21 protein-coding genes are annotated in these 23,056 nt (G+C 68.6%); 12 read left to right on the plus strand and 9 right to left on the minus strand.

The genetic code is table 11. From position 1 onward, the window contains the following. Positions 1-102: 102 nt before the first annotated feature. Genes KPB06_RS15865 through KPB06_RS15875 form a run of 3 tightly spaced genes read right to left on the minus strand, consistent with a single transcriptional unit; the run spans position 103 to position 5,923 of the window. Entirely contained in the window at positions 103-1,668 is a 1,566-nt protein-coding gene (locus KPB06_RS15865; RefSeq protein ID WP_104012124.1) for an efflux transporter outer membrane subunit, read from the minus strand. A 2-nt stretch (positions 1,669-1,670) separates the two neighbouring features. Next, the gene (locus tag KPB06_RS15870) at positions 1,671-4,817 is read right to left on the minus strand and encodes an efflux RND transporter permease subunit (RefSeq protein WP_060009807.1); all 3,147 of its coding nucleotides are present in this window, start codon (positions 4,815-4,817) and stop codon (positions 1,671-1,673) included. Further along, the gene (locus KPB06_RS15875; protein WP_059583447.1) at positions 4,814-5,923 is read right to left on the minus strand and encodes an efflux RND transporter periplasmic adaptor subunit; all 1,110 of its coding nucleotides are present in this window, start codon (positions 5,921-5,923) and stop codon (positions 4,814-4,816) included. Before KPB06_RS15875 ends, KPB06_RS15870 begins: the two co-directional genes overlap by 4 nt. Before the next feature lie 189 nt (positions 5,924-6,112). On the opposite strand from KPB06_RS15875, the gene KPB06_RS15880 reads away from it, so the two are divergent. Then, the gene (locus KPB06_RS15880) at positions 6,113-6,733 is read left to right on the plus strand and encodes a TetR/AcrR family transcriptional regulator (RefSeq protein WP_059583446.1); all 621 of its coding nucleotides are present in this window, start codon (positions 6,113-6,115) and stop codon (positions 6,731-6,733) included. 27 nt (positions 6,734-6,760) lie between these two features. On the opposite strand, the gene KPB06_RS15885 is transcribed toward KPB06_RS15880, so the two are convergent. Both KPB06_RS15885 and KPB06_RS15890 read right to left on the minus strand, forming a co-directional pair. Then, the gene (locus KPB06_RS15885; RefSeq protein WP_196485203.1) at positions 6,761-8,494 is read right to left on the minus strand and encodes a ClcB-like voltage-gated chloride channel protein; all 1,734 of its coding nucleotides are present in this window, start codon (positions 8,492-8,494) and stop codon (positions 6,761-6,763) included. 103 nt (positions 8,495-8,597) lie between these two features. Beyond that, positions 8,598-9,665 carry a YeiH family protein gene (locus KPB06_RS15890; protein ID WP_059583443.1) on the minus strand — a complete coding sequence of 356 codons (1,068 nt, stop codon included), beginning with the start codon at positions 9,663-9,665 and terminating at the stop codon, positions 8,598-8,600. Between the two features lie 112 nt (positions 9,666-9,777). Between KPB06_RS15890 and KPB06_RS15895 the strand changes: the two genes are divergently transcribed. The 8 genes from KPB06_RS15895 to KPB06_RS15930 all read left to right on the plus strand — a co-directional run bounded on the left by KPB06_RS15895 (position 9,778) and on the right by KPB06_RS15930 (position 17,567). Then, entirely contained in the window at positions 9,778-10,671 is an 894-nt protein-coding gene (locus tag KPB06_RS15895; RefSeq protein WP_059583441.1) for a LysR family transcriptional regulator, read from the plus strand. 162 nt (positions 10,672-10,833) lie between these two features. Continuing rightward, positions 10,834-11,598, plus strand: coding sequence for a sugar phosphate isomerase/epimerase family protein (locus KPB06_RS15900; RefSeq protein WP_059583439.1), 765 nt, complete (start codon positions 10,834-10,836; stop codon positions 11,596-11,598). A 28-nt stretch (positions 11,599-11,626) separates the two neighbouring features. After that, positions 11,627-12,619 carry a sugar kinase gene (locus KPB06_RS15905; protein ID WP_059583437.1) on the plus strand — a complete coding sequence of 331 codons (993 nt, stop codon included), beginning with the start codon at positions 11,627-11,629 and terminating at the stop codon, positions 12,617-12,619. Positions 12,620-12,734: 115 nt separating this feature from the next. Then, the gene (locus KPB06_RS15910) at positions 12,735-14,015 is read left to right on the plus strand and encodes an MFS transporter (RefSeq protein WP_059583435.1); all 1,281 of its coding nucleotides are present in this window, start codon (positions 12,735-12,737) and stop codon (positions 14,013-14,015) included. Between the two features lie 4 nt (positions 14,016-14,019). Continuing rightward, positions 14,020-14,985, plus strand: a complete 966-nt coding sequence (locus KPB06_RS15915; RefSeq protein WP_059583521.1) for an NAD(P)-dependent oxidoreductase — start codon at positions 14,020-14,022, stop codon at positions 14,983-14,985. Between the two features lie 319 nt (positions 14,986-15,304). Further along, on the plus strand, positions 15,305-16,348 hold the full coding sequence (locus KPB06_RS15920; protein ID WP_059583434.1) for a LacI family DNA-binding transcriptional regulator: 1,044 nt from the start codon (positions 15,305-15,307) through the stop codon (positions 16,346-16,348). A gap of 54 nt (positions 16,349-16,402) precedes the next feature. Then, entirely contained in the window at positions 16,403-17,191 is a 789-nt protein-coding gene (locus KPB06_RS15925; protein WP_059583432.1) for a YhfC family intramembrane metalloprotease, read from the plus strand. 13 nt (positions 17,192-17,204) lie between these two features. Then, positions 17,205-17,567: a DUF3022 domain-containing protein gene (locus KPB06_RS15930; RefSeq protein WP_059583430.1), complete on the plus strand. Its 363-nt coding sequence runs from the start codon at positions 17,205-17,207 to the stop codon at positions 17,565-17,567. 33 nt (positions 17,568-17,600) lie between these two features. On the opposite strand, the gene KPB06_RS15935 is transcribed toward KPB06_RS15930, so the two are convergent. Together KPB06_RS15935 and KPB06_RS15940 are read right to left on the minus strand one after the other, a co-directional pair. Then, positions 17,601-18,032 (minus strand): PGDYG domain-containing protein, encoded by a 432-nt coding sequence (locus KPB06_RS15935; protein WP_059583428.1) that lies wholly within the window; start codon positions 18,030-18,032, stop codon positions 17,601-17,603. 136 nt (positions 18,033-18,168) lie between these two features. Further along, complete coding sequence (locus KPB06_RS15940) at positions 18,169-18,702, minus strand: Spy/CpxP family protein refolding chaperone (protein ID WP_059583427.1); 534 nt, start codon at positions 18,700-18,702, stop codon at positions 18,169-18,171. 249 nt (positions 18,703-18,951) lie between these two features. On the opposite strand from KPB06_RS15940, the gene KPB06_RS15945 reads away from it, so the two are divergent. Together KPB06_RS15945 and KPB06_RS15950 are read left to right on the plus strand one after the other, a co-directional pair. After that, positions 18,952-19,416, plus strand: coding sequence for an Lrp/AsnC family transcriptional regulator (locus KPB06_RS15945; protein ID WP_006481526.1), 465 nt, complete (start codon positions 18,952-18,954; stop codon positions 19,414-19,416). A gap of 468 nt (positions 19,417-19,884) precedes the next feature. After that, positions 19,885-20,985, plus strand: a complete 1,101-nt coding sequence (locus tag KPB06_RS15950) for a saccharopine dehydrogenase family protein (RefSeq protein WP_059583425.1) — start codon at positions 19,885-19,887, stop codon at positions 20,983-20,985. 133 nt (positions 20,986-21,118) lie between these two features. On the opposite strand, the gene KPB06_RS15955 is transcribed toward KPB06_RS15950, so the two are convergent. Together KPB06_RS15955 and cydX are read right to left on the minus strand one after the other, a co-directional pair. Continuing rightward, complete coding sequence (locus tag KPB06_RS15955; RefSeq protein ID WP_059583424.1) at positions 21,119-21,736, minus strand: P-loop nucleotide/nucleoside kinase family protein; 618 nt, start codon at positions 21,734-21,736, stop codon at positions 21,119-21,121. Next, a complete protein-coding gene (cydX, locus tag KPB06_RS15960) occupies positions 21,733-21,879 on the minus strand; it encodes a cytochrome bd-I oxidase subunit CydX (protein ID WP_063892434.1) in 147 nt (48 codons plus the stop codon). The genes KPB06_RS15955 and cydX overlap by 4 nt, the downstream gene beginning before the upstream one ends. Before the next feature lie 199 nt (positions 21,880-22,078). On the opposite strand from cydX, the gene corA reads away from it, so the two are divergent. Continuing rightward, positions 22,079-23,056 carry a magnesium/cobalt transporter CorA gene (gene corA / locus KPB06_RS15965; protein WP_059583422.1) on the plus strand — a complete coding sequence of 326 codons (978 nt, stop codon included), beginning with the start codon at positions 22,079-22,081 and terminating at the stop codon, positions 23,054-23,056.

Consider the following 23,056-nt stretch of genomic DNA (forward strand, 5'->3'; position numbering starts at 1 on the left):
ACTGGAGTCTCGAACGTTACGCTACGTGAGGGTCAAGCGGAAGATCGGCGATCGGACGCGCGTGGCGGGTAGCCGCACGCGCGTCCGATCCGAGGGGGCCGGTTATTGCGCCGAAGGCGCGGCGTCGGGCGCGGCGGCGCGTGCTTCCTTGCCGGCGGCAGTGTCGCCGGCGGCGTTGCCGGCCTTGTCGGACGGCGCGTCCTTGCCGGCCGGCGGCGTGCCCATCGCCTGGTAAAGCCGCGCGGTATCCGCGAGCCGCGCACCGGTCGCGCGAATCTCGTCGAGCCGCGCATTGCGGTACTGCAACTCGCTCGCGCGCGCGGCCGACGGCGGCAGCGCGCCGAGCCGCACGCGGGCGGCCGCGTCGTCGTATGCGCCCCGTGCGGACAGCGCGGCGCGCGACGACGCGTCGAGCGCTTGCGCGTCGTGCTCGAGCGCCGCGAGCGAATCGGCGACGTTCTGGAACGCGCCGAGCACCGCCTGCTTGTACTGATCGACCGCGGCCTCGTAGGTCGCCTTCGCCGCGCGGCGCTGCGCGAGCAGCGCGCCGCCGTGAAAGATCGGCTGGCTCAGCGACGCGCCGACGTTCCAGATCGCGCCGGCGCCCGACAGCATCGCCGGCCAGCTGAAGCCGCCTTTGCCCATCGCCGCCGACAGCGACAGTTGCGGGAACATCTGCGCGGTCGCGAGGCCCACTTCGGCGGCGGCGGCCTTCAGCCCCGCATCGGCGGCCTGGATGTCCGGGCGGCTTTGCAGCAGGTCCGACGGCACGACGACGGGCACCTGTTCGGGCAGGTGCAGGTCGGCGAGCGCGAGATCGGCCGGCGGCCGGTCGGGCGTACGGCCGACCAGCACCGCGAGCGCATGGCGCGCCGAGTCGCGCTGCTGGCGCAACGCGGGCAGGCTCGCCGAGAACGTGTCGGCGCTTTGCCGGGCATTGAGCGCGTCGCTGCGCGATGCCGAACCGAGCGCGTAACGGCGCTCGGCGTCGTGCGCCTGGTCGTTCGCGAGCGCGACGAGCCGCTCGGTCGTGTCGATCTGCGCATTGAGCACCGACACGGTGATCGACGCGGTGACGATGTTCGCGGCCAGCGCACGCCGCGCGGATTCGAGCTGGAACGCGCTGACGTCGACGCGTTTCGCGAGCGCGCGGTTCCCGAAGCGCGACACGCCGAACAGGTCGACCGTGTAGCTCGCCTGCAGTTGCCCGACGAACGTGTCGTACAGCAGCGTCGGCGCGCCGAGCGCGGGAATCGGCACGCCGAGCGCGCGCTGGCGCGCGGCCTGGCCGACCGCGTCGATCGACGGCAGCATCGAGCTGCCGATCTGCCCGCGCAACTGTTCGCGCGCGGCATCGAGCGAATGCGACGCCGCGCTCAGCGTCGGGCTGTTGCGCAGCCCTTCGTCGACGAGCGCGTTCAGCGCATCGGAACGGTACTGTTTCCACCAGTCCGGCACCGGCTGTGCGCCGACCTCGAACTGCTGCGCGACGCCTTGCGCGGACACGGTCTGCTCGACCTGCGGCGCGGCGCCGTAGTGCGCGGGCGACGGCATCGCGGGCGGCTCGCCGCTCGGCGCGAACCACGCGCAGCCCGCGAGCGGGCCGGCGAGGCTCGCCGCCGCGAGCGCCCGAACGGTTTTCGTTTTCAGGGTCATCGATCGATTCATGGTCAGGTTCCCGACGGCGCGGCAGACGTGGCGCCTGGCGGCGGGCCGTCCCGAGGGTCGCGTTCGTCGCGCTTCACGCGGAACCACGTCGCGTACAGCGCAGGCAGATAGAACAGCGTCAGCACGGTGGCGCTCGTGATGCCGCCCATCAGCGCGGTCGCCATCGGCCCGAAGAAATTCGAGCGCAACAGCGGGATCAGCGCGAGCACGGCGGCCGCGGCCGTCAGCGTGATCGGGCGGAAGCGCCGCACGGTCGCGCCGATGATCGCGTCGACGCGGCCGTGGCCGACCGCGATGTCCTGCTCGATCTGGTCGACCAGGATCACCGAGTTGCGCATGATGATCCCGAACATCGCGATCACGCCGAGCATCGCGACGAAGCCGAACGGCTGGCCAAATAGCAGCAGCGTCGCGACCACGCCGATCAGCCCGAGCGGCGCGGTCAGCACGACCATCAGCACGCGCGAGAAGCTTTGCAGCTGGATCATCAACAGCGTGAACACGGCGATCGCCATCAGCGGCATCTGCGCGTTGATCGATGCCTGCGCCTTCGCGCTTTCCTCGACCGAGCCGCCGATGTTGATCTGATAGCCGACCGGCAACTGCGCGCGCAGCGCGTTCAGCTTCGCGTCGACCGCGTGCGTGACGTCGATGCCCTGTGCGCCGGCGCGCACGTCGGATTGCACGGTGATGGTCGGCTGGCGGTCGCGCTCCCACACGACGCCGTATTCGAGCGTCGGCGTGAAGCGGCCGAGCGAGCCGAGCGGCACGGGGCCGTTCGGCGTCGGCAGCGCGAGGCCCGCGAGCTTCGCCGGATCGACGCGGTCGGCGCGCGGCGCGCGCAGGTCGACGGCGATCAGCTTGTCGCGCTCGCGATACTGCGTGACGGTCGTGCCGGACAGCGTCATCGCGAGGAAGCTCGACACGTCCTGCGACGTGACGTTCAGCTCGCGCGCCTTCTTCTGGTCGAGCTCGAAGCGCACCGAGCGCTCGGCCGGCTCGTCCCAGTCGAACTGCACGTTGACCGTGCGCGCGTCGCCGCGCATCGTCGCCGCGACCTTCTCGGCGATCGAGCGGACCGTCGCGATGCTGTCGCCGCTCACGCGGAACTGCACCGGATAGCCGACCGGCGGGCCGTTCTCGAGCCGCGACAGCCGCCAGCGCACGGCCGGGAACTTGTCGCGCAGCGTGGTTTCGAGCCAGGCCGCGAGCTTCTCGCGATCCTCGACCGATTTCGCGGTGATCACGAACTGCGCGAAGTTCGGCAGTTGCAACTGCTGATCGAGCGGCAGGTAGAAGCGCGGCGCGCCGCTGCCGACGAAGTTCACCGCATGGTCGATCTCGGGACGCTTGTCGATCACCTTCTCGAGGCGCTCGGTCTCGCGCAGCGTCGCCGCGAACGACGCACCTTCGGGCAGCCGCAGGTCGACCAGCAGCTCGGGCCGGTCGGAGCTCGGGAAGAACTGTTGCGGCACGAGCGTGAAGCCCATCAGCGCGACGACGAACAGCGCGCCCGTGATCAGCAGCACGACGAAGCGCCGCTCGATGCACCAGTCGATCCAGCCGCGCAGCCGCCGGTAGAAGCGGGTGTCGTAGATGTCGTGCTCGTGATCGTCGGGCAGGTGCGCCTCGTGCGCGTGCCGCTTGCGCTCGGGCAGCATGTGATAGCCCAGCAGCGGGATCAGCACGACGGCCGCGAACCACGACGCGATCAGCGCGATCGCCGACACCTCGAAGATCGAGCGCGTGTATTCGCCGGTGCTCGATTTCGCGAGCGCGATCGGCAGGAAGCCCGATACCGTGACGAGCGTGCCCGTCAGCATCGGGAACGCGGTGCTGGTGTACGCGAAGGCGGCGGCGCGCGCGCGGCTGTAGCCCTGTTCGAGCTTCACGGCCATCATCTCGACCGCGATGATCGCGTCGTCGACGAGCAGCCCGAGCGCGAGCACGAGCGTGCCGAGCGACACCTTGTGCAGCCCGATGTCGAACAGGTACATGAAGAGGGCGGTGACCGCGAGCACGACCGGAATCGAGATCACGACGACCATCCCGGTGCGCAGCCCGAGCGACACGAGGCTCACGACCAGCACGATCGCGACCGCTTCGGCGACGGCTTCGAGGAAGTCGTCGACCGAGTGCGAGACCGCGTGCGGCATGCTCGATACTTCGGTCAGCTTCAGGCCGGCCGGCAGTTGCGCCTGCAGATCCTTCGATTCGGCGTCGAGCGCCTTGCCGAGCCGGATCACGTCGCCGCCCGGCTGCATCGTCACGCCGATGCCGAGCACCGCATGGCCGTTCGCGCGCATCTGCGTAACCTGGGGATCGTCGTAGCCGCGCCTGACCGTCGCGAGATCGCCGAGCCGGAACGTGCGGCCGTTGATGCGGATCAGCGTGTCGGCGATCGCGGCGACGTTGTCGAACTGGCCGCTGGGCCGCACGAACACGCGATCGTCGGCGGTCGTCAGCACGCCGGCCGACGAGATGTCGTTCTGCGCGTTGATCGCCTGCCCGAGCTGCTGCGGCGAGATGCCGAGGCGCGTGAGCTGCGCGTTGTTGACCTCGATGAAGATCCGCTGGTCGGGGTCGCCGAAATAGTCGACCTTGCCGACGCCCGGCACGCGCAGCAGCACGGTGCGCAACTGGTCCGCGTAGTCGTGTAGTTGCGCGGGCGTGAAGCCGTCGCCCTCGAGCGTCCAGATGTTGGTGTAGACGTCGCCGAATTCGTCGTTGAAGAACGGACCCTGCACGCCGGGCGGCAGCGTATAGCCGATGTCGCCCACCTTCTTGCGGATCTGGTACCAGGTCTCGGGCACGTCCTTCACGGGCGCCGAATCCTTCATCGTGAAGAAGATCAGCGATTCGCCCGGGCGCGAATAGCTGCGCAGGAAGTCGATGGCCGGCGTTTCCTGCAGCTTGCGGCCGATCCGGTCGGTCACCTGTTCCTGCACCTGCCGCGCGCTCGCGCCGGGCCAGAAGGTACGGATCACCATCACGCGGAACGTGAACGGCGGGTCTTCGGATTGCGCGAGCCGCGTGTACGCGAGGATGCCCGCGAGCGTCGCGAGCGCGATCAGGTAGACGACCAGCGCCTGGTGGCGCAGCGCCCAGGCGGACAGGTTGAAGCGGCCTTCTTCGTGGGAGACGCTCACGATGCGAAGTCCTCCGGATGCAGCGGCGCGATCGCGCGCACCTTCTCGCCCGCGCTGACCGTATGCACGCCCTGCAGCACGACGCGCTCGCCCGGCTGCAGCCCGCGCGACACGGTGACGGTGCGCTCGTTGAAGCGCGCGACGTCGACGCGGCGCAACTCGAGCGTGTCGTCCTTGGTGCGCACGACCCACACGGCCGGCTGCGCGCCGTCGTGGAACAGCGCGGTGGCGGGCAGCGTGATCGGCTGCGCGTCGCCGGCAACCGGCGCGCCGGCGAACGCGACGTCCGCGGTCATCCCGAGCCGGATCGCGGGGTCGGGCGTGCCGAGCGTGAGCTTCACGCGCCAGGTGCGGCTTTGCGGATCGGCGGCCGGCGCGATCTCGCGCACCTTCGCGGCGAACTGACGCCCCGGCAGCGACGGCAGCGTGACGGTGGCCGCATGACCGGGCGCGAGCGACGCGAGCGCGGCCTCGGGCACGTCGCTCACCACGTCGACGTCGCCCGACCACGCGAGCTGGTAGACCGGCTGGCCGGCCGACACGTTCTGGCCGGTGTCGGCCTGTTCGGCGGTGATGGTGCCCGCGTGATCGGCGACGAGCGTCGCGTAGCGGAGCTGGTTCTTCGCGAGCGCGAGCTGCTGCTGCGCCTGGTCGCGCTGCGCGAGCGCCGACGTGTAGCTGTTCTGGGTCTGTTCGAGCTGCGCGGTCGCGATCAGGTTTTCGCGGGCCTGCGCGCGATCGCGGTCGAGCTGCTGCTTCGCGAACGCGAGGCTGTGCGTCGCGGCATCGAGTTGCGCCTGCGCACTCGCGGCGTTCTTCTCGACGTCGGACGGATCGAGCAGCGCGACGACCTGGCCGACCTTCACCGTATCGCCGAGCCGCACCCGGCGCTCGATGATCTTGCCGGCGATGCGGAACGACAGCGGGGTGGCATAGCGCGGCTGGATGTCGCCGGGCAGCGTGCGCGCGGCCGCGGCGGTGTCGGCCCGTGCGGGCAGCGCGACGACGGGGCGCGGGGCGGGCGGCGCGGATTCTTTCGGATGACAGGCGGCAAGGACGAGCGCGGCGCCGATCAGCAGCGCGGCGCGGGAACCGGAGCGATTCACGAAACCCCCAGGTGAGGTGGAGCGGAACGAAGCCGGCAAGCGCGGCGGGCGCTTGCCCCAAAACGGCGCCGGCATCGGCGCACGCGGACAGACGGACAACATTGTCAGAAACTGTGGCGGATTCTAATACACACCTGTATCTGAATGCAAAGATGAATCTGAAAGGGAAAGGATGCTAGACTGCGCGCCATGAAACCACAGCGCTTAACTCGAGAGCAGAGCCGGGACCAGACGCGCGAACGTCTGCTGAAAGCCGCGCATCGCATTTTTCTGAAGAAGGGCTATGTGGCCGCGAGCGTCGAGGACATCGCGGCGGCGGCCGGCTATACGCGCGGTGCGTTCTATTCGAATTTCCGCAGCAAGTCCGACTTGCTGCTGGAGTTGCTGGAGCGCGATCACGAGGAGGTGCGGGCCGACTTCGAGGCGATTTTCGAAGGCGGCGGCACGCGCGAGCAGATGGAGTCGATGGCGCTCGCGTATTACCGGACGCTGTTTCGCGACGACGAATATTCGCTGCTGTGGGGCGAGGCGAAGCTGCAGGCCGCGCGCGACGCGAAGTTCCGCGTGCGCTTCAACCAGTTCCTGCACGGCAAGCGCGTGCAGATGGCCGAATTCATCGAGCGCTTCGCCGAGCGTTCGGGCACGCCGCTGCTGCTGCCGGCCGACACGCTCGCGTTCGGGCTGATGTGCCTGTGCGACGGCGTGCAGTCGTACTACACGGCCGATCCGCAGCACGTGTCGGCCGACGTGGCCGAAGCGGCGCTCGCGGGGTTCTTCGCGCGGGTCGTGCTGGGGCGCGCGCCCGACTGACCGGCGCGCGCGGTGCGGCGGCGCGCGTCAGCGCTCGCCGGTCATCCGCCGGTACGCATCGAGCAGCGACGTCTTGTAGACGACGCCCGCGAGCGTCGGCTCGGCTTCGCTCTCGATCACCGGCAGCCGTTCGCCCTGGAACGCCATGAAGCGTTCGAGCGCGGTCGCGAGCGGCATGTCGGGCGTGAGCAGCGGAAACGGCGTATGCGCGTAGTGCGCGGCCGTCTTGTCGGCCGTGTCGCGCTTGTCGAGCAGGTCCGACGTGATGTCCTTCAGCGCGACCGCGCCGCGAAAGCGCCCGGCGTCGTCGGTCACGTACAGGTACTTCACCGGATATTCGAGAAACACGCGCGTCATGTCGGCGACGCTCGCGGTGAGCGGCACGACCGTCTGCGCGGGCTGGATCAGCGTGCGCATCTGCGTGGTGCGCAGCCGCTGCCGCTCCTGCGCGTCCTGGTAGTGATGCTGCGTGATGTCGTACATCGACGTCGTGCCCGTCGCGCGCGCGACGAAATACGCGAACACGCACGACACCAGCAGCGGCAGCACGACCTGATAGCTCAGCGTCATCTCGAAGATCATCAGGATCGCCATCAGCGGCGCCTGCGTGGCGCCCGCCATGAATGCGCCCATCCCGACGATCGCGTACGCGAAATAGGCCGACGTATGGCCGGGCCACAGCGCGTCCATCGCGAGCCCGAACAGCGAGCCGAACACGGCGCCGACGAACAGCGTCGGCGTGAACACGCCGCCGATCGCGCCCGAGCCGGCGGTCGCGGCGGTCGCGATCACCTTGAACACGAGTACCGCGACGAGCGCCTGCCAGGTCCACGGCGAATGGAGGATGTGGTTCACGACGCTGTAGCCGTTGCCCCACACGTCCGGAATCCATACCGAGATCACGCCGACGACGAGGCCGCCGAGCGCGAGCCGCACGGGCAGCGGCACCGGCAGCCGCTTGAACTGCGTCTTCGACGCGTCGAGCAGGTGCAGGAACTGCGGCGCGAGCACGCCGCACAGCGCGCCGAGCACGACGAACGGCAGCACCTCGGCGCCGGTCACGGCCGGAAACACCGGCATCTCGTACGGCGGCCGGTAGCCGGCGAATTCGCGCATCACGATGTTCGCGACGACCGATGCGACGACCATCGGCCCGAAGCTCTCCATCGCGATCGTGCCGAGCACGATCTCCGACACGAAAAAGGCGCCGGCGATCGGCGCGTTGTACGCGGACGTGATGCCGGCCGCCGCCCCGCACGCGACCAGCAGGCGCAGGCGCGGCGGGTCGAAGTGCGCGAAGCGGCCGACGAGCGACGCGGCGAGCGCCGCAAGCTGCACCATCGGGCCTTCGCGGCCGATCGAGCCGCCGCTGCCGATCGTCAGCAGCGACGACACGCTGCGCCACAGGCTCTGGCGCACGGGCACGACGCCGTTGCCGAGCGCGACCGATTCCATGTAGTCGGTCTTGGCTGCCTCCTTGTCGCCGCGCGTCGCGAAGAGCAGCACGCAGCCGGCGAGGAAGCCGCCCGCGGCCGGCATCCAGAACCGCACGTACCACGGCAGGCTCCTGGCCATCTGCACGAAGCTGCCGCTGTGCCCCGAGATCAGGCGCTGCATCAGATCGATGCCTTCGCGGAACGCGATCGTCGCGAAGGCGCCGCCGACGCCGACGATGGCCGACCAGATCAGCATCGTATGGGCGTCCGACAGGCGGAGCAGCGTTCGGGCGCGAGTGCGCAGCTTCAGCAGGAACGAGAGCACGGCTGAAAGGGGGCGATGGAAAACGACGCGAAGCATAGCACCGCGCCGCGCCCGCGGGACTCTCCCGTCGGGCGCGGCGCGCGAACCGTCGCGGACGTGCGGCTCAGCCAAGCCAGTGCTGCACGGCCCAGGTGACGCCGTAGCCGCCGACGATCAGCCACACGTACAGGATCAGGCCGGTCATCAGCGCTCGCGGGCCGGCCGCGCGGATCTGCGCGACGCGCGTCTCGATGCCGAGTGCGGTCATGGCCATCGTCAGCGCGAAGGTATCGAGCACGTTCAGCGTGTGCGTGACGTCCGCCGGCAGCACGTTCAGCGAATTGACGATCACGAAGCCGAGGAAGCCGAGCGCGAACCACGGCACCGCCACCTTGCGCCTGCCTTGCGTGCCGCCGGCCGCGTCATGCGCCGACCGGGCGAGCCACCAGCCGAGCGCGAGCAGCACTGGCACGAGCAGCATCACGCGCGTCATCTTGACGATCGTCGCGACGCGCACGACCTCCGGGCTGATGTCGCTCGCCGCGCCGACCACCTGCGCGACTTCGTGGATCGTGCCGCCGAAGAACAGGCCGAGGCCCGCCGGATCGAGGTTCAGCAGACCGGCGTGATAGGCGAGCGGATACAGGAACATCGACAGCGTCCCGAACAGCACGACGCTGCCCACGGCCATCGCGCTCTGGTGCGGCTTCGACTGCAGCGTCGACTCGAACGCGAGCACGGCGGCGGCGCCGCAGATCGCGCTGCCGGCGGCGGTCAGCAGCGCGGCGTCGCGGTCGAGCTTCATCAGCTTCATGCCGACCCAGGTGCCGATCGCGAGCGTGCTGACGACGACCAGCACCGATACCGTGAGGCCCGGCAGCCCGACCTGCGCGATTTCCTGCAGGCTCACGCGCAGGCCGAAGAACGCGACCGCGATGCGCAGCAGCTTGCGCGCGGAGAAATTGACGCCGGCCGCCCAACTGGCCGGCATGCCGTCGCGCAACGCGTTGCCGTACAGCGCGCCAGCGACGATGCCGACGATCAGCGGCGACAGGCCGAGCCCCGCGATCGCGGGGAGCTCGGACAGGCTCGTGACGGCGGCGGCGAACAGCGCGACGAACAGCACGCCGTTCAACTGGCCGCGCATCGATGGCGCGGCATGGCTGAGATGGGGAGTCGGAGCAGTGGACATGGGGGCACCGTGATGGAGCGTGTGGCGATGGTGTAATCCTAATTTCGTTATATCGATATGAAAAATTGTGATTTGTGACGTAAACTATCCGGAAAGCCGATAATTCATCGCCATGACCCCGGATCAACTGATAACGTTCGCCGCCGTCGCCGAGCATTTGAACATCAGCCGCGCCGCCGTGGCGCTGCATCTGTCGCAGCCTGCCGTGTCGGGCCAGTTGCGGCTGCTGCAGGACGAGTTCGGCGAGCCGCTGTACCAGCGCGACGGCCGCGGCATCCGCCTGACGCCGGTCGGCGAACAGCTCGCGCAGTACGCGAAGGCGCAGCGCGACACGTTCGCGCAGGCGCGTGCGTTTCGCGACGCGGTGCGCGGGCTGGAAGCCGGCACGCTGCGCATCGGCGCGAGCACGACGCCCGCGAGCTACCTGCTGCCGTACCTGATCGCGGCGTTCCAGCCGCGCGCGCCGCGCGTGTCGATCCAGACGATGAGCGGCAATACGGCCGACGTGGTCGCGGCGCTGCCGTCGCTCGACATCGCGCTGATCGAAGGGCCGCCCGGCGAGGCGCTGCCGCCGGGTACGGCCGTGCACGCGTGGCACGAGGACGAGATCGTCGCGATCGTGCCGGCCGGCCATCCGCTCGCGGCGCCTGGCCACGACGCGGGCGTGACGCTCGATGCGCTCGCCGCGCATCCGCTCGTGCTGCGCGAGGCGGGCTCCGCGGTGCGGCAGCTCGTCGAGCGCGCGTTCGCGCACGGCGGCGCGCCGATGCGCGTCGCGTTCGAGATCGCCGGGGTCGAGGCCGTGAAGGAAGCCGTGCGCGCGGGAATGGGCGTCGGGTTCGTGTCCGCGATGTCGCTGCGTCACGAGGATGCGGCGCTCGTGCCGCGCTCGCTGGCGCCCGCGCCGCTCACGCGGCATTTCTCCATTCTCGTGCCGCACGGCGGCGCGCCGTCGCGAATCGCCGCGCAATTCCTCGAAATGAGCCTCGCGCAGGGCCTCGCATAGACGCTCGACGCTGCGCCGGGAACAGGTGTTGCATGCGTTCGGGCGCGTATTCGTGTGACCAGCGGGCCTTAGGGATTTCCTCTATGGCGTGGGTCTGAAGCGAAGCGCACCATCCGTCTCAAGCAAATGGAACCGGTTCCATTCCGGTTGAAAAAGGGCAACATGGCAGACATCGTGATCGTGGCGAGCGCATTCGGGATGGACTGGGTGCGCCAGGAGGGCCACAGTGCATTCATCGCGACCGTGGCGGCATCCGGTGCGACCGGGTTCGAGGTGCGGCGCGAACTGTTCGCGTCGGACGGCGACACGGCGCCCGGCGCGCTGGCCGCGCTCGGCGCGCAGATCGCCGGCCACGGACTGTGGTCGGTCTATTCGACCCCGGACTCGCTGTATACGGAAACGGGCGCGCTCGATGCCGACGCTTTGCGCGACGCGCTCGCGCAAGCCGATGCGCTCGGCGCGCGCTTCGTGAAATTGCAGCTCGGCGGCTTCGCGGGCGACGCGCACGCGGCCGAGATCGTCGCGCTGTCGCGCGGCGCGCGGGCTCGCGTGGTGGTGGAAAACGGCCAGCTCGAGGTCGGCGGCGCGCTCGAGCAGTTCCGCGCGCTGTTCGATGCGCTGGCCGATGCCGGCATGCGCGAGGCGCTCGGCATGACGTTCGACATCGGCAACTGGCTGTGGCGCGGCGAAGCGCCGCTCGACTGCGCACAGGTGCTCGCGCCGCACGTGGAATACATTCATTGCAAGACCATCGAAGGCGAGGGCGCGCGTCGTTTCGCCGTCGCGCCGGCGCCGGACGATGCGCTCGTGACCGGCGTGCTCGCGGCGCTGCCGCGGCATGCGCCGCGCGGCATCGAGTTCCCGTTCGACGCGGCCGACCTGGCCGGCGATGCGTGCCGGCGCGTCGCGTGGCTCGCGACCGCGTGACGGCAGCAGGATCCTGAGGAGTTCAGTCATGAAAGCAGCACTCGATGTCGTGACCTACGGTGAAGCGATGGCGATGTTCGTCGCGACGGAGCCCGGCCACCTCGCGCACGCCGGGCAATTCGCGAAGCGGATCGCCGGCGCCGATCTGAATGTCGCGGTCGGCCTGTCGCGGCTCGGCTTCCGGGTCGGCTGGATGAGCCGGGTCGGTAGCGATTCGTTCGGCCGCTACGTGCTCGACACGCTGGCACGCGAGGGCATCGACGCGTCGTGCGTGACCGTCGACCCGCGTTACCCGACCGGTTTCCAGCTGAAGTCGCGCAACGACGACGGCAGCGACCCGACCGTCGAATATTTCCGCAAGGGTTCGGCCGCGAGCCACCTGTCGTGCGACGACTACGTGGCCGACTACGTGCTCGGCGCGCGCCATCTGCACCTGACTGGCGTCGCGCCGGCGATCTCGGCGACGTCGTGCGAACTGGCATTCCGGCTCGCACGCGAGATGCGGGCGGCCGGCAAGACGATCTCGTTCGATCCGAACCTGCGCCCGACGCTGTGGCCGTCCGCCGACGTGATGGCGAAGACGCTGAATGCGCTCGCGACGCTCGCCGACTGGGTGCTGCCGGGCCTCGCCGAAGGGCGGCAGCTCACCGGGCACGACACGCCGGCCGACATCGCGGGCTTCTATCTCGCGCAGGGCGCGCGCGGCGTCGTGATCAAGCTCGGCGAGCAGGGCGCGTATTTCCGCACGGCCGACGGCCGCGAAGGCATCGTTGCCGGCGAGCGCGTTGAAAAGGTCGTCGATACGGTGGGCGCCGGCGACGGCTTCGCGGTCGGCGTGGTCAGCGCGCTGCTCGAAGGCCGCAGCGTCGAGCAGGCGGTCGCGCGCGGCAACCGGATCGGTGCGCTCGCGATCCAGGTGATCGGCGACTCGGAAGGGTTGCCGACCCGCGACGCGCTCGACCGGCTCGAAAATGTCAGCAATGACGCCGATCGCTTAGAGGAAACCATCACCGCGCAATGAGAGGCCGGACACGGCACAATCCGCGGATCCATTTCGTGCGCGACGCACAGCAGTTTTGTTCGAGGCCGGGCAGGCGCCAGCGCGTCCACTCCGGTCCATATACGGAGACACTCACATGGCAGCCAATCTCGCAGCCCGTCGGTGGTGGACGATCATGCCGATCGTCTTCATCACGTACAGCCTCGCCTACCTCGATCGCGCGAACTACGGGTTCGCGGCGGCGGCCGGCATCAACCAGGATCTCGGGATCAGCAAGGGCCTGTCGTCGCTGATCGGTGCGCTGTTCTTCCTCGGCTACTTCTTTTTCCAGATCCCCGGCGCAATCTATGCGGAACGCCGCAGCGTGAAGAAGCTCGTGTTCGCGAGCCTCGTGCTGTGGGGCGGCTGCGCGGCCCTGACCGGCGTGGTCAGCAACATCCCGTCGCTGATGGCGATCCGCTTCGTGCTCGGCGTCGTCGAGGCGGCCGTGATGCCGGCGATGCTGATCTACATCAGCAACTGGTTCACGAAGAACGAGCGCTCGCGCGCGAACACGTTCCTGATCCTCGGCAACCCGGTCACGGTGCTGTGGATGTCGATCGTGTCGGGTTATCTCGTGCATGAATTCGGCTGGCGCCACATGTTCATCGCCGAAGGCATCCCGGCCGTCATCTGGGCCGTGTGCTGGTGGTGCCTCGTGCAGGACAAGCCGGCCGATTCGCCGTGGCTCAACGCACAGGAAAAGCGCGACCTCGACGCCGCGCTCGCGGCCGAGCAGGCGGCGATCAAGCCGGTGCGCAACTATGGCGAGGCGTTCCGCTCGCCGGCCGTGATCAAGCTGTGCGCGCAGTATTTCTGCTGGAGCATCGGCGTGTACGGCTTCGTGCTGTGGCTGCCGTCGATCGTGAAGAACGGTTCCGACCTCGGGATGGTCGCGACCGGATGGCTGTCCGCGCTGCCGTACCTCGCGGCGACGATCGCGATGCTCGCCGCGTCGTGGGCGTCCGACAAGGTCGGCTCGCGTCGCGGCTTCGTGTGGCCGTTCCTGCTGGTCGGCGCGGCCGCGTTCGCCGCGTCGTACGCGCTCGGCTCGTCGCATTTCTGGATCTCGTATGCGCTGCTGGTCGTCGCGGGTGCCGCGATGTATGCGCCGTACGGCCCGTTCTTCGCGATCGTGCCGGAACTGCTGCCGAAGAACGTCGCGGGCGGCGCGATGGCGCTGATCAACAGCATGGGCGCGCTCGGCTCGTTCGTCGGCTCGTACTTCGTCGGCTACCTGAACGGCGCGACCGGGTCGCCCGTCGCGTCGTACGCGTTCATGAGCGCCGCGCTCGTCGCCGCGGTGATCCTCACGCTGTCCGTCAAACCCCAGGCGCGCGATGCGCATCCGCTCGCCGCGCCGCTGCAAGGAAAATGAAACGATGAAGCCCCGTATCGTCGCGTACAAGCCGCTGCCCGATGACGTTCTCGCGTACCTGCGCGAGCATGCGGACGTCGTGCACGCCGACGGCGCCGACGCGCTCGCCGCCGCGCTCGGCGACGCCGACGGCGCGATCGGCGCGAGCCTGAAGATCACGCCGCAGATGCTCGACCGTGCGCCGCGGCTGAAGGCGTGGTCGACGATCTCGGTCGGCTACGACAACTTCGACGTCGCCGATTTCACGCGGCGCGGCATCGTGCTCGCGCATACGCCCGACGTGCTGACCGAGTCGACGGCCGATACGGTGTTTTCACTGATCCTGGCCTCCGCGCGGCGCGTGGTCGAGCTCGCCGAGTGGGTGAAAGCCGGCCATTGGCATCGCAGCATCGGCCCCGACCTGTACGGCACCGACGTGCAGGGCAAGACGCTCGGCATCGTCGGGCTCGGGCGCATCGGCGGCGCGGTCGCGCGCCGCGCGGCGCTCGGCTTCCGGATGCAGGTGCTGTACGCGAACCGGTCCGCGCATGCCGAGGCCGAGACGCAGTACGGCGCCCGGCGCGTGACGCTCGACGAGTTGCTCGCGCAGTCGGATTTCGTGTGTCTGCAAGTGCCGCTGTCGCCCGACACGCGCCATCTGATCGGCGCGCCCGAGTTCGCGAAGATGAAGCGCGGCGCGATCCTGATCAACGCGTCGCGCGGGCCGGTGGTCGACGAGGCCGCGCTGATCGACGCGCTGCGTGCGGGGACGATCCGCGGCGCGGGGCTCGACGTGTTCGAGAAGGAGCCGCTGCCGGCCGATTCGCCGCTGCTGCGGATGAAGAACGTGGTCGCGCTGCCGCATATCGGCTCGGCGACGCACGAGACGCGCCATGCGATGGCGCGCTGCGCGGCGGAAAACCTGGTCGGCGCGCTGGCCGGCACGCTGCGCGCGAATCTCGTCAACCCGGATGCGCTGGCGCACGCCTGAGCCGCCTGCGATAACCGCCCTGCGCGGTTAGAGTCGATGGTCTTGGTGCCCGAGGGCTGGCTGCGTTATGATCGCCCGCGCTCGTCGCATCGACGGCCGGCCACGCGGCCGGCGGCGTCGCGCGACGGGCTTCCGCGCCAGGTCCGGTGCGGCCGACTGCTGTAACGCCATTGGCGGGCGCTGCTCGAGCGTGAAGCACCGGGCCGGCGCAGGCGCCGACGCGCCAGGACAGGGGAGGCCGCCGGCTGGCTTACGTTTCCAACAACAATGGTCCGTCTGCTCACGAAGCGGCGCGGATCGTACGTCGCGAGGCACGACAGTGACCGATTCGCAATCTTCCACGACGCGTCCGGCGACGATCAGCGACGTCGCGCGCGAGGCCGGCACGGGCAAGACCAGCGTTTCGCGCTACCTGAACGGCGAGACGCATGTGCTGTCGGTCGATCTGCGCCAGCGGATCGAGGCGGCGATCGCGCGGCTCAACTACCGGCCGAACCAGATGGCGCGCGGGCTCAAGCGCGGCCGCAACCGGCTGCTCGGCATGCTCGCGGCCGACCTGACCAATCCCTACACCGTCGAAGTGCTGCAGGGCGTCGAGGCCGCGTGCCATGCGCTCGGCTACATGCCGCTCATCTGTCACGCGGCGAACGAAGTCGAGATGGAGCGCCGCTTCCTGCAACTGCTCACGACCTACCGCGTCGAAGGGCTGATCGTCAACGCGCTCGGCGCCGAGGAAGACGTGCTGCGCCCGCTGCGCGGCGCGGGCATTCCGGCCGTACTCGTCGATCGGACGGTCGAGGGCTTCGAGGCCGACCTGATCGGCCTCGACAATACCGATGCGATCGAGACGGCGCTCGCGCATCTGGTCGCACAGGGCTTCGACGCGATCCATTTCGTCGTGCAGCCGTTCGAGCACGTGAGCTCGCGGCGCGTGCGCGAGGCCGCGTTCCGCGCGGCGCTGGCGGCGCGCGGGCTGGCGGTGCCGTCGACGGTCGTGCTCGACCTGAACGAGCCTGGCGCGGCCGCGGCGGCGCTCGCCGACGTCGATGCGCGCATCGACGATGCGGCTCGGCGCGGCGTGCGCGCGGCGCTGTTCGCCGCGAATGCGCCCGTCGCGCTGGCGATCGCGCGCCACCTGCGCGCGCGCTTCGGCGCCGCATGGCAGCAGCAGGCGGCGCTGCTGTCGATCGACGATCCGGAATGGGCCGAGCTGATCGGCATCACGACGATCCGTCAGCCGACCTACGAAATCGGCTACAAGGCCGTCGAATTCGTGCACGAGCGGATCGACGGCGCGGCGGGCGACGTGCGCGTCGCGATGCTGCCCGGCGAGTTGATCGCGCGCGCGTCGACCGCAAGCTGAGTATCATTCGGGGCACGCAGCGCGCCAGGTGCGCTGCCTCGAACAAGGAACTCCATGACTGTCGCTCCCGTCACGCTGGCGGCGCTGATCGCCGCCACGCTGATCATCGCGCTGCTGCCGCTCGTCCTCTACCGCATCCTGCGCAAGCCGCTCGTGCTCAATCGCCGCGACACGATCGTCGGCGTCGCCGTCTTCACGCTGTTTGCCATGATCGTCGAGCGCGCGTTCCACGGGCTCGTGCTGAGCCGCACGCCCGAGGACGGCTGGCTGACGCAGCCGCTCGCGTTCGTCGCGTACAGCGCGCTCGCGACCGCCGTATTCGAGGAAATCGGCCGCTATCTCGGCATGCGCGTGCTGAACCGCCGCTATGGCGCATCGGCCGGCGACGGCCGCGGGATCGGCTACGGGATCGGTCACGGCGGCGCCGAGGCGTGGTTCGTCGGCGTGCTCGTGTGGGGGCAGTGGTCGTATCTCGCGTGGCTCGCGAGCCGCGGCCAGCTCGAGACGCAGTTGTCGGACCTGCCGGTCGACACCGTGGTGCGGCTGCACATGATGCTCGCGACGCTGTCGGCCCAGTCGATCCTGCTGTTGCTGCTCGAACGCTGCGCGGCGTTCGCGGTGCAACTGGCGCTGTCGGTGCTGATGTGGCGCGGCGTGCGTGCCGGCCGCATCGCCGTGTTGCCGCTCGCGATCGTGCTGCATGCGCTCGCGGCGACGCCCACGCTGCTGTACCAGGTGCGCGTGCTGCCGGTCGCGTGGGTCGAGGCCGCGTATTTCGTGCTGGCCGCGATCCTGGTGGCTGTGCTGGTGAAGACGTGCCGGCCGTCGCGTGCGACGGCCTGACCGGAGAGACGCAATGGACGACTATCTGATCGAATGCCCGAGCGCGGAATTCGACGCGCTTGCGCGCGTGATCTGCGAACTCTTTCCGGAGCAGACGCGCTTTGTCGAAAACAGCGACGAACGCGGGCGATTCCTGTCCGTGCAGTGGCTCGCGATGCGTTTCGGCGCGACGCCGAAGCGGATGACGCTGGACATCCGGATCGTGCCGGCCGCGCTCGCGCGCTACCTGGCGCTCAAACCGATGCAGCGCGCGCGCAGCCATGCGGTGCTGCATGCGTATACGGAAGCGATGCTCGGCTCGCTCGAAGAGCGGCACGCGGCCGGCGAGGCCGTCGAGCGCGACGCGGAACTCGAACTCGACGAAGACTTTGCGTGAGCGGCGGCGCCGGCCGCGGGCCGGCGCGGTGCGTCACGCGTCGCGGTAGACCTGCGCGAAGCGCTGCGCCTGCACGACGCCGTAGTCTCCCGGCGCGTATTGCATCACCCAGTCGCCGGCGACGCCGCGCAGCGTGTCGCCGTTTTCCGAGCGGGCGATCGTGAACGGCTCGTCCATCCGGCGCGCGAGCACGACGGCCGGCCGGTTGCGGTAGGCGCCCGGCGTGCCGTGCGCGAGCGCCGGATCGGCGGGCAGGTATTTGGCGTCGAAACGTGCGCGCGACACGACCCAGCGGTCGCCGGTCGAGCCGGTGATCAATGCGTCGCCCGTCACATAACGGTTCGGGCCTTCGAGGCTCATCAGTTCGCCGTCGGCGTCCGCGAAGGACACGGCGACGGTTTCGTCCTTGACGACGCGACGGGCCTGCGGATCGGTACGCAGATCGAGTTGCTTGAGTTCGAGCATGGCGGGGAGGGGCGGGAAAGCGGGAAAAGCCGGGAGCTTATCCCGAATTCGGCGCGCCGTGTGACGCGCCGGTCGCCGATCGACGCGCGGCGCCGTTCGGCCCGGGTGGGCCGGCACGGCGCCGGCGGGGAAGGTGTCAGGGCTGCGCGCTCGCGGCCGGCGCGGCGGCTGCGTTGCCTTCCTTGCCCTTCGTCTTGCCCTTGCCGCGGTGCTCGCCGCCGTGGTGCAGCCAACTGCGGAACGTCGTGTCGGCCAGCGCCTTCTGCTCGGCCGGGAAGCTCTCGTAGAGCGGCGCGAATGCGTCGGCGAGCTTCTTCGCGCCGTCGGCGTTCGCCTGCGACAGTTCCGCGTACTGCTTCATGTCGTCGATCGCGGACACGTCGTGTTTGGCCATCCGTTCGCTGTAGAGGCGGCCCATCGTTGCGCCGTTGTCGCGCATCGTGTCGGCGAACGTCTTCCATTGCGGCTCCTGCGCCGACGTGATCTTCAACTGGTCGTGCAGGTACTTGATGCGCTGCTCGATGCGCGCTTCGTGGCGCGCCGCGCGCTGCTCGGCGCTCGGCGCCGACGCCGCGGCCGTCGTTGCCGGCGCTTGCGGCTGTGCCGGGGTTTGCGCGAAGGCGCTGGCTGCAACGGCGAGCGTAGCGAGGGTGAGCGAGATTTTCTTCATGGTTGGCTCTCCGGGGTGGTGTCTGGCGAGCGGGCGCGGCGGCCATCGCCGCCAGCGCGCCTCTCGCGTCGCCCGTTATTAGTAGCACGTTGCCTGCCGCGCGGCAGTGAATGCGACACTTGCTTACATCCGATACGAATCGAAATCGAAGGTGCGAATCCGGGCGATGCCGGTTGGGCGCGCCGGCGTTCGGCGCTATCATCGCGTCACTTTCCACTCCGCCGGCACATCGCGCGCCGGCTCAGCGTCATGCGTCCACCCCGTCTCGACCAACTCGACGATCTCGACCGGCAACTCGTCGCGCTGCTGCAAGCCGATGCGCGCGCCAGCGTCGCCGATCTCGCGCGCCAGCTCGACGTGGCGCGCACGACGGTCGTCGCGCGCATCGCGCGGCTCGAACGCACCAACGTGATCGCCGGGTACAGCGTGCGACTCGGGCAGGACGTGCTCGACGCGAGTATCTATGCGTACGTCGGCATCATCCTCACGCCGAAGTTCGGCAAGGACGTATTGCGCAAGCTCGACCGGATGCCGGAAGTCCAGCTGCTGTGCGCGGTGAGCGGCGAGTACGACTACGTCGCGTGGCTGCGCGCCGATTCGCCGGAGCGGCTCAACGACCTGCTCGACCAGATCGGCACGCTCGAAGGCGTCGAGCGCACGACGACGTCGATCATCCTGTCGCGCAAGATCGATCGCGGAACGATCGGCGGCTGACCTGTTGGATGCGGCGCCGCGCGGGCGTCGCTGCGTCACGGCTGCCCGGATTGAAGTCGAGGTACCTGCCCGCACGCATTCGTATCGGCCTTCGCTGTCCTTCGTGATCGTCACGGGCCCCCGCCGTTGTCCTTTCGCGCCTCGCGCGCTTCTTTCCAGAATCTCCTTTCGTATTCAGCTTCGACCGGCGTGTCGTACCCGATGCATGTGCGGTTCGTGCGTCCGGTGCGACGCCGTGCGTCGTCTTCATCCTCGCAATGCGCGGCCGCCAACGGCCGGCGTGCGACATCTGCTATACGCGATTTTTATGTGAATCGGTCGTTTCGACGAAATTTATCGTCATAACGTCGAAATTATCGGTCGTTTCGCATCATTCTTCGTCTTGGAACTGATTTTGCGCGTCCCTACACTGTGTTCATTGGCTCAACGCCGTTCACAACACCAAACCCATCATCAGGAGATAAGCGCATGAAAATCGCCATCGTCGGCGCAGGTCTGATCGGCCACACCATTGCTCACATGCTGCGCGAAACCGGCGACTACGAAGTCGTCGCGTTCGACCGCGACGCGGATGCGCTCGCGAAGCTGTCGCGCGAAGGCATCGCGACGCAACGGGTCGATTCGGCCGACGCGAACGCGATTCGCGAAGCGGTGAAGGGCTTCGATGCGCTCGTCAACGCGCTGCCTTACTACCTCGCGGTCAACGTGGCCGCGGCCGCGAAGGCGGCCGGCGTTCATTACTTCGACCTGACCGAAGACGTGCGCGCCACCCATGCGATCCGCGAACTGGCCGACGGCTCCGACCGCGCGTTCATGCCGCAATGCGGCCTCGCGCCGGGCTTCATCGGCATCGCCGCGCACGAACTCGTGAACGGCTTCAGCGAAGTGCGCGACGTGAAGATGCGCGTCGGCGCGCTGCCCGAATATCCGACCAACGCGCTGAAGTACAACCTGACGTGGAGCGTCGACGGCCTGATCAACGAATACTGCCAGCCGTGCGAAGCGATCCGCGACGGCCGCAAGCAGTGGGTGCAGCCGCTCGAAGGCCTCGAACACTTCTCGCTCGACGGCACCGAATACGAAGCGTTCAACACGTCGGGCGGCCTCGGCACGCTGTGCGAGACGCTGTCGGGCAAGGTCGAGACGCTCGACTACAAGTCGGTGCGCTACCCGGGCCACCGCGAACTCGTCCAGTTCCTGCTGGAAGACCTGCGCCTGTCGACCGACCGCGACACGCTGAAGTCGATCATGCGCCGCGCGGTGCCGTCGACGAAGCAGGACGTCGTGCTCGTGTTCGTCACGGTGACGGGCGTGAAGGACGGCCAACTGGTTCAGGACGTGTTCACGCGCAAGATCTTCGCGAAGGACGTGTGCGGGATGCACATGAGCGCGATCCAGATCACGACGGCCGGCGCGATGTGCGCGGTGCTGGATCTGTTCCGCGAAAAGAAGCTGCCGCAGAGCGGTTTCATCCCGCAGGAGAAGGTGTCGCTGAAGGCGTTCCTGTCGAATCGTTTCGGCAAGCTTTACGACGGCGGCACGATGGAGCGCATGCACGCGGTTGCCTGACCGCGGTTGCCAGACAGTAGTTACCAGACGATTCGCCAGACACTGGCACGAGGGCCGTACGACGCCGGGAGCGCAGCAGCGCTTCCGGCGTTGTTTTTTGGGCGAGAAGAGGAAGGGCGCCGGGGGCGCGCGATCAGGCCGGCAGCGGCGGGACCATCGTCGCCGGTTGCGGCGGCGGCACGATGCGGTACAGCAGCGCGTCGATGTCCGCGTCGGACGGCGCGGTGTTGTCGAACATCACGATGCCGTCGCATTCGCGGCCAGTCGGCACGAAGCGGCGCTGCCGGTATTCGTCCCAGTGCGCGAGCTTGTACGCATCGTTCGGGTTCGCACGCGCGACGATCCGCTGGTGCGCGACGTCTTCCGACGTATGGACCCAGACGACCGTCAGCGTGACGTCCGGCGCGATGCCGAGCCACGCGCGATCGAGGATGCGCCGGTCGCGCACTTCGCGCGACAGCGGGCCGACGACGAGCGCGCCGATGCCGAGCGCGAGATTTTCACGGGCCGTGTCGAGCAGGCCCTGGTATTCGGCATCGCGAAGGTGCTTCAGGTAGAGCGGGCTGTCGCGGTCGTTCGGATCGTCGGTGAGCGCCCCCATCGCGGCCGCACTGTAGCGGCCGTACAGCGTGTCCTTGTCGAGCAGGCAGAACGCTTGGCCGGTCGCGCGCATCAGCGGCCCGATGAGCCGCTTCGCAAGCGTGGTCTTGCCGGTGCCGGCGTGACCGCAGAAGAACACCAGGTGCGTCACGAATGCCGGCTCCCCGACCGCTGGCCGGACGTGTCGCCGCGCTTGTCGCCGCGCGAGAACACTTCCGCTTCCAGCCACATCGCGTTGATGATGCCGAAGCCGAGCGCCACGCCGATGCCGAGTATCCACGAGAAATACCACATAGGTCTGTCTCCTTGACGGTTGGGGCGCGCGGCCGTTGTGCAGTGCGCAATGCAGGCCCGGCGAGCCTGTCGAAGCGCCCGGGGCGCGTGCTGCGGTGCACGCAGCCCGATCATGACCAATATCGGCGTGCCGCGCAAGCGGGCCCGTCCGTGCAGCAAACCGGTAAACTGATGCGCAAACCGCAATATCGTGAACAACATGCTGATCAACTGTGCTGCTTACCAGGACGGCCGCAAGCTGGCCGATATCGACATCGACGCCATCAGCGATTACGTGTCGAAGCCCGAATGCTTCGTATGGGTCGCGCTGAAGGATCCGACGCCCGAGGAAATCGACCTGATGGGCGAGGAATTCGGGTTGCACGAGCTGGCGCTCGAGGATGCGCGCAAGGGCCATCAGCGGCCGAAGATCGAGGAATACGGCGATTCGCTGTTCGCGGTGCTGCATACGGTCGAACTCGACGAGGACGGCGAATTCAAGGTCGGCGAATTGAACGTGTTCGTCGGCCCGAATTACGTGCTGTCGATCCGCAACCATACCGAGCACGATTTCCGCGACGTGCGCAAGCGTTGCGAGCGGGAGCCGCATCTGCTGCGGGAGGGGTCGGCGTTCGTGTTCTACGCGTTGATGGACCAGGTCGTCGACCGGTATTTCCCGATCCTCGAAACGCTCGGCACCGAACTCGAGGAACTCGAGGACCGCATCTTCGCGAAGGCCACGCCGGCGTCGTCGCGCGCGATCATCGAGGATCTCTATTCGCTGAAACGCCGGCTCGTGCTGCTGTACCAGCACACGGCGCCGCTGATGGAGCCGCTCGCGAAGCTCACCGGCGGGCGTGTTCCGCAAGTCTGCAGCGGGATGGCGGCCTACTTCCGCGATGTGTACGACCATTTGCAGCGGATCGTGAAAACGATCGAAGGGCGGCGCGAGATGGTCGTCACGGCGATCCAGGTCAACCTCGGAATGATTTCGCTCGCGGAGAACGAGGTGACCAAGCGGCTCGGCTCGTTCGCCGCGCTGTTCGCGATACCGACGATGATCGCCGGCATCTACGGGATGAACTTCGCGAACATGCCCGAACTGCACCTGAAATACGGGTTCTACGGCTGCATCGCGGTGATGGCCGCCGCCGACCTCGCGCTGTGGTGGCGTTTCAAGCGGGCGGGGTGGCTGTAG

This window comes from Burkholderia semiarida, assembly GCF_029268935.1.
Lineage (GTDB): Bacteria > Pseudomonadota > Gammaproteobacteria > Burkholderiales > Burkholderiaceae > Burkholderia > Burkholderia semiarida.